We start from the raw sequence: 7,650 nt of genomic DNA, 5'->3' as shown, positions 1-7,650 counted from the left end.
TTTCCACCCCTGGCTAAAGCCGAGGGGCTACCAAGCTCTCGTACTATTCGCGTGTCAGACCAGTAGGTGTGTTATTAACTCATCAATTCCCATTCTTTTTAACTGCACTAATGGTTTGTAATAGTTGATTTGCTGTATATGGTTTGCATAAAAAAGCTTTGATACCGATATCATAAGCTGTATTAACTTTGTCGTTCGCAGCCAAACCGCTAACGGCAATGATTTTTACATCTGGGTTAATTTTTTGCAAGGTACGGATGGTAGTTAGCCCATCCATGGAGGGCATGAGCATATCTGTCAAGACAAGGGATATTTCATGCCGATGTTCTGCATATAAAGCTATTGCTTCTATGCCATCACTAGCTGTGATTGCTTTGTAATTATGGCTTTCTAAAGATGTTTTAGTAACATCTCTAATAGCTGCTTCATCATCCACAACTAAAATTAATTCTCCATTACCTGATAGTAGTTCTTGTTCTTGTTCTTCAATAATTTCTTTGGTTTCTTGCGCGGGTAGATATACTTTAAACTGGCTACCTCTTCCTTCTTCACTATGTACGTTAATAAAACCACCATGGCTTTTAATAATACCAAGCACTGTCGAAAGACCTAAACCAGTGCCTTGACCGGGTTCTTTTGTAGTAAAAAACGGATCAAATATGCGCTCTAGTGTTTGCGTTTTAATCCCAATTCCAGTATCAGTTACAGTAATGACAATATAGGAGCCTTCTTGAGCATCTAGATGCATCTGAGCGTAATGATCATCAATTAAAAAGTTTTCGACGGAGATTTTTAAAGTGCCGCCATTAGGCATGGCATCGCGAGCATTTACACATAGATTCATCAGTACTTGATGTAGTTGAGTAGCATCGCCAGATACAGTCCAAAGATTTTGCGAAATGTAGGTAAAAACTTCAATAGATTTAGGAAAAGTTTCTTTAATGATTTGCTTAATTTCAATTACTAAGTGTTTTAATTGTAAAAGAGTACGCTCACCTTCAAGCCCCCGTGTAAAAGAGAGTACTTGTTTGACTAAGTTTGCTCCTCGTTTAGCGTTGGTGATCAATATTGGTAGTAATCGCCGCGATCGCTCGTCATTAACCTGTGCTTCTAAAAGCTGTGCTGTCATCAGAATGGGTGCAAGCACATTATTCAGGTCGTGGGCAATACCACTCGCTAAGGTGCCAATACTTTCTAATCTTTGGGCACGGAGAAATTGCGCTTCTAGTAGTTTTTTTTGTGTAATATCTGTGTTAACAACGAGGATTGATTGAGCTTTATGATCAAACTCATTTAATAGTGTCCAACGGCTTTCAACTATAATTTCTTTGTCGAATTTTGTTCTTTGAGTTAACTCACCCACCCAGTAACCATTTTTCATTAAAATATTTACTGATTCTTGTAATTGCCACAAGTTTTTTTCATGCCAAAGGTTTCGTGATTTTTGAGCGATCGCCTCTTCTTGTTTCCAGCCATAAAGACTCTCAGCTGCTTTGTTCCAAAATAAGATTTGATCGTCTAAATCACGCACAAAAATAGCATCGGTGGCAACATCTAATAAGGCAGCTTGTTCGCGGATTTTCTTTTCTGTTTGTTTGCGTTCAATGGCATAGCGAATAGAACGTTCTAATAAAGGTGCTGTTAATTGGCTTTTTTCGAGATAATCTACAGCACCAGCTTTCATTGCTTCTAGATCTATTTCTCGGTCTCCTTGACCAGTCAATAGAATAATGGGAACGGTACAACCGTTGTTAACTGCTTCATGCAACAGTTCCAGTCCATTATGTAAGCCTAACTGATAATCTACAAGATAAATATCATGTTTTTGCTGAGCGATCGCATTTCTGCCTGCTTCATAATTATCCACCCACTCCAACTCACAACCAGCTACTTGAAATTCACCGAACCAGTAACAAGTTAAAATATAATCATCTTCGTCATCATCAATTAACAATACCTTGATTAGACTGTTGTTCATTTTCTCCTCCCACTTGTTCTAGCGGCAGTTCCGCAATTTCAAACCAGTATTTAACTAAAATCTTAATTACTTTCACTAAAGCATCAAATGTAGTTGGTTTAACGATGAAAGAATTGGCACCTAAATTATATGTATTATGTACATCTTCTTCTGCGCTAGAGGTTGTGAGGACGACAACAGGAATCTGATGGAGTTGAGGATCAGTTTTAATATCTTTGAGTGTCTCGATGCCATCTTTTTTAGGCATGTTCAAATCCAGTAAAATTAATCCTGGACGCGGTGCGCTATTCTTATTCACATATTGACCACGGTGATGCAAATAATCCATTAACTCCTCACCATTCTTGACAATATGTATTTTAATGGGTATCTGAGTCTCTGCTAAAGCCTCACACACCAACATACCGTCTTCGTCATCATCGTCTGCCATCAAGATAGTGACAGTTGTTTGCTGACCCTTCACTCTAATTTTTCTCCTGATAACATTTATTAGTATGAATCTTACTAGCTACTTGCTAGATGATGGCTAACAGCACGTTGACATAATAACCAAAATATGCATATATATTTTTAGTACTAAAGCCTGATTTTTGCTAATAACAGAGGATGTTGACGTTATCTATATTTCAGGTGGCAAACAATAGTGTAAATTGCTGAATGTTGCTAACGCATATCAAGATGAATTTATACAATATGTAATTTCCTAAAATTCCACCTTAGAACTTTACAATTAACCTAATTTTTGGGTCTGTCAGTAACCCCTCTCTAGAAATAAAAATCAGTTAGGAAAGTTAATAGGCAATGTCACAATAAATTTTGCTCCTTGCCCCGGCTTGCTTTGTGCGGTGATCTTTCCGTGATGACGTTCGGCAATTTTGCGGCAAATAGCTAAGCCCATGCCAGTGCCTTCATATTCACTACGGCTATGCAGACGTTGAAAAACATTGAAAATCCGATCAAGATATTTCTCTTCAAAACCAATGCCATTATCTTCAATAATGATCTGACAGTTATCGCAGCAATTGCATAATTTCTCTGATTGATTTTTCCACAATTGACTAAAGATTTTGACGATAGGTGGTACTTGGGGACGATGAAATTTGAGGGCATTGCCAATGAGATTTTGCAATAATTGACGCATCTGTAGGGGATCAGCTCTGATGGTTGGTAACTCTCCTATCTCGATGTGTGCTTTTGTTTGTTGGATACGCACTTCTAAATCAGATAATACCTCTTGAGCAATCTCTGTTAAATTCACTGGTATAAAAGGCTGCGCTCTAGTGGTCACTCGTGAGAGTGTCAGCAAGTCTTCAATTAATATCTGCATCCTGGAAGCTGCACTTTGCATCCGTTCTAGGTAATCAAGCCCTTGTACAGTCAATTTGTCACCAGAGGTGGCTTTGAGCCTTTCGCCAAAGGTTTTAATTTTACGCAGTGGCTCTTGCAAGTCATGGGAGGCAATAAAGGCAAATTGTTGTAGTTCTTCATTGGAACGGGAGAGTTCCTGACGCTGACGAGTTTCCTGTTCTAAAATCTGGCTTTGAGCTAATGCAATGCCTATTTGGTCTGCTAGTTGTCGTAAAAGTTCAATTTCCCAATTCGTCCATTGGCGGGGATGAGCGCACTGATGAGCAATGAGCAGTCCCCAGAGTTGACTTTTGAGGAAGATGGGAACTACAAGGTTGGCTTTGACATGAAATTTTTGTAGTAGTTCGATGTGACAGGATTGGGTACCAGCCTGCTTGATATCATTGATGGCACCAATCGCTTCCAAACGATATTTCTGAATGTAAATTTCTCGAAAGCAGGGGTCGTTAATTTCCTGCCCTAAAATATTAGGTAAACCGGGAACCACTGCTTCTTGTACTGCTACCACAGAGCCATTAGAATGAAGCCGCATGATTAAAACTCGATCTGCGTGCAATAATTTTTGCACTTCTGTGACGCTGGTTTGGAGAATTTCATCAATTTGTAAAGATTGTCGAATTTTTAAGGTGACATCTGCGAATAATTGCGATCGCATGTTTTGGCGTAGTAATTCGGCTTGGGTGCGTTTGCGATCGCTTATATCCATCATTGCACCAATCATCCGCACTGGCTTGCCTGTGTGATCGTGAACAACGTAACCGCGATCAAGAATATAAGCGTAGGAACCATCGCTGCGGCAAAAGCGATATTCGTTTGACCAGAATTGTTGACCACTATTGATTACAACACCTATATCAGTAGTGATTCTGTGCCGATCATCTTGATGTATACGTTCATACAACCAATTCACACTATCAATTACTTGCTCTGTTGAGTAGCCAAAGAGTGTTTGCACAGCTTGACTAAACCACATCTGATTTGTAAGCAAATTCCAATCCCACAACACATCATTAGTTGCGCGGGCAACTATCTGGAAACGCTCCTCGCTTTGACGCAGTTGTTCTTGTGCTAATTTACGTTCTGTGATATCGTTACCAGAGGTGACTATCTGCGCTACATTTCCATCTTCGTCCCATACTGCCTGAGTGTAATCAGATCGAACTTGATGTTTGCTGATGGTTAATAATTCTTGTGCTTGCTTGTATTTGGTGATGTCTATATTTACCCCAGACAACCCCACAGCCGCACTAGCTTGATTATGTAAGACATTTCCTTTGCTTGCTAAAGTGCAGATGCTACCATCAGATAAAATCACTCGAAATTCGATTTCATATTCTACGCCATCTTGAATTGCTTGCTGATGCGATCGCTTGACAAAATCCCGATCTTGGGGATGAATACAGTCAATAAAAGCGTCGTATGTATCACTGCTACCACTTTTATCTGAGCAGGTAAATTTGTTAGTTAACAGATTCCAATTCCAAATGCTTATACGAGCAGCATTTAATACCGTCTTGATTTGTGCCTCTTGCTGCTGCAACCTCCTAATTGTCTGGCGAGTTTCCAGAAAGTGATGCAATCTTTGACGCAGCACTGGCCATTGAATTGGCTTGGTAATACAATCCGTTACACCTATAGCAAAAGCCTGCTCCACATTTGCTTGCTCATCAGCAGCGGTAATCATTAACACTGGTGTATCTTTGCTATTAGGCAAAGCTTGTAATTGAGCGCAGCAGCTAAACGCATCCATCACAGGCATTGAGGCATCCAGCAGAACAATATCTGGGTATAGCTGAGTACAGATAGCTAGCGCCTCTGAACCATTACTCGCCTCTACCACTTGATATCCTGCTTTTGCTATCTGTTCACAAAGATATTTTCGCTCTAAATCTTCATCGTCTACAACCAAAATCAGATTGGTCATTTGTCCTCTCTTCAAAAAGGGAGTGGGGAGGAGCCACTGCGTTGCTCTGGTCGAGAGAGTTGTAGCAAGTGGCGTTGGGGAGCTTGTACTGAGCGTACCCCAAAGGGTAAGCAAGCTACGCGTAGGTTTCCGACAAAAGAAGTATAGGGAGTGGGGAGTAAGGAGCAAGGAGAAAGTTACACATAGATTTCGCCCTTTGCATTGGCGTACCCCAAAGGGTAAGCAAACTACGTGCAGCTTCTTAATTGTCAACTTAGAGCAACCTCTTCGCTGCAACAATTTCTGCAACAAGAGAACTCTAACAAATAAATTATCTAATTTTTTGGACTTCGCTTTAACAGCCAATAACTGAACTCATGCTGCTCATTAGTCTACCTAGCTATCATTGCATTTGATAGCTAAATAGTATTACGGTATCATCTAAAATTGTACAACAAGCAGATAACTTGATTACTAGCAAAATTATAATACATTTTAAGTAAAATTATGCAACAACATAGTCAATTGTGTAAATTTATAGAAACTTTATAAATGAGAATTGGGAATTGGTGTTTGTTATTTCTCCCCCATTCCCCTAATCCCGACTCCCTGCGGGAGCGAGCGCCCCGAATTCCCCCTAATCCTCACTCTCTCCGGGAGCGGGGCCCCGAGTTCCCCATTCCCCACTCCCAGTTAGACAAATTTTTCCTAATTTTCAAACAAGTAACAAATGAAACTTGAGATAATGTGTGTTTACATTGTAGTAGTTCATACATCAAACTAATTTGATCAAGCTACTATTTACACCATTGTCAGGTGAGTCTATCTATGATAAACAATTCAACAAGGAATCCCATTGTTCTGATTCATGGCTACTCTGATCAGGGTAAATCTTTCGAGGTGTGGAAAAAAAAGTTAGAACAGCGAAACTACGATACTAAAATTATTCATATCTGCAATTATGTAACCCTCACCAACGAAGTGACAATTAAGGATATCGCTGAAGGGTTTGATCTGGCGTTATCTGAAAAGATAAAAGAAGAGGAAAGCTTTGATGCGATCGTGCATTCAACCGGGATGTTGGTGATTCGTGCTTGGTTGACTACATACGCCAGCAAGCGGTCTAATCGGTTGCATCGACTAAAACACCTGATTGGACTAGCGCCAGCAAGCTTTGGTTCTCCGTTGGCCCATAAGGGACGTAGTTGGCTAGGTTGGATGGTTAAAGGGAATAGAGAGATTGGCCCCGACTTTTTAGAAGCTGGGGATTTAGTGTTAGATGCTCTTGAATTAGGAAGTAAGTTTACTTGGGATCTAGCACATCAAGACTTGCTTGCAAGCAAACCATTTTACGGGCCGAACAGTGATACACCTTATGTGTTTATTTTCTGTGGTACAAGCCAATATCAGAATTTGCGACAGTTAGTAAATACCCCTGGTACTGATGGTACTGTGCGATGGGCAGGCGCAGCACTGAACACGCGCCGGGTAATGATTGACCTCACAAAAGAGGCTGATGATGATCAACGTATAGAGTTTGGTAAATGGGTCAACGTTGGGATTAATCCGATAGTACCGATCGCAGGCTTGAACCACGGTACAATTATGAGACAACCAAACATTGAGCTTGTCAATCTGGTTGATCAAGCACTAAAAGTAACATCTCTCCAAGATTTTGAATCTTGGTATAAAGTCAGCGCAACTGAATATATACGCTCCAAAAATGAACTCAAATCATTAACACCTTGGCAGCAGTTCGTAGTTCGTGCTTTAGATGAACGCGATGATCCCATCACAGATTATAATATTCAGCTCATGAGCTACACAGATGGCGAATTAAGACAAATCGATGAGCTAGAGATGGATGTACATACATATAGTAGTGATAAAAGCTTGCGCTGCTTCCACATCAATTTAGAGCCAATTCTCAATAGCAATAACAATGAAAAAAAGTGGTGGCCAATACGTTGGTGGACACACCAAAACAACATTTTGAATAACTTATACATGTACATTACTGTTTCTTCAGGCTCACAATTAGTTGGTTACAGAGGCTTTTTACCTAATGATTTCCAACTTCATAATGAACAAAATCCTGAAGAATCAGGCACGTGGTATGGAGCGATAAATATCTCAAATCTGATTAAAGATGAAGATAAACAATTATTTTGTCCATTCACAACCACACTCATTGAGTTACGACTTAACCGACAACCACACCCAGCCAAGCTATTGACTTTTCCTGTGCTTGAAAGTTGAATTGGGGATTGGGGACTGGGGACTGGGGAATTGGGGAATTGGTGTTTGTTATTTCTCCCCCTGCCTCCCCTGCCCTCTACTCCCTACCTCTTATGGGTAGGTTTTTTAGATTTCGCGTTTTGGTTGACGCGCTTACGCGCTT

At 40.3% G+C, this 7,650-nt stretch carries 4 protein-coding genes; 1 reads left to right on the top strand and 3 read right to left on the bottom strand.

Annotated elements, in window-relative coordinates; translation table 11 throughout:
• Positions 1–82: 82 nt before the first annotated feature.
• From AC5JMF_RS26745 to AC5JMF_RS26735, 3 genes are all read right to left on the bottom strand, one after another.
• Positions 83–1,978, bottom strand: coding sequence for a hybrid sensor histidine kinase/response regulator (locus AC5JMF_RS26745; RefSeq protein WP_495798741.1), 1,896 nt, complete (start codon positions 1,976–1,978; stop codon positions 83–85).
• Positions 1,944–2,441, bottom strand: coding sequence for a response regulator (locus AC5JMF_RS26740; protein WP_495798740.1), 498 nt, complete (start codon positions 2,439–2,441; stop codon positions 1,944–1,946). The genes AC5JMF_RS26745 and AC5JMF_RS26740 overlap by 35 nt, the downstream gene beginning before the upstream one ends.
• A gap of 315 nt (positions 2,442–2,756) precedes the next feature.
• Positions 2,757–5,270, bottom strand: a complete 2,514-nt coding sequence (locus tag AC5JMF_RS26735; RefSeq protein WP_495798739.1) for a PAS domain-containing protein — start codon at positions 5,268–5,270, stop codon at positions 2,757–2,759.
• A gap of 807 nt (positions 5,271–6,077) precedes the next feature.
• Here AC5JMF_RS26735 and AC5JMF_RS26730 point away from each other — a divergent pair.
• Positions 6,078–7,508 (top strand): esterase/lipase family protein, encoded by a 1,431-nt coding sequence (locus AC5JMF_RS26730; protein WP_495798738.1) that lies wholly within the window; start codon positions 6,078–6,080, stop codon positions 7,506–7,508.
• Positions 7,509–7,650 lie beyond the last annotated feature (142 nt).

The organism is Desmonostoc vinosum, from assembly GCF_059505385.1.
The sequence above is the reverse complement of the archived record's forward strand: the minus strand, read 5'-3'. Positions and strand labels throughout refer to the sequence as shown.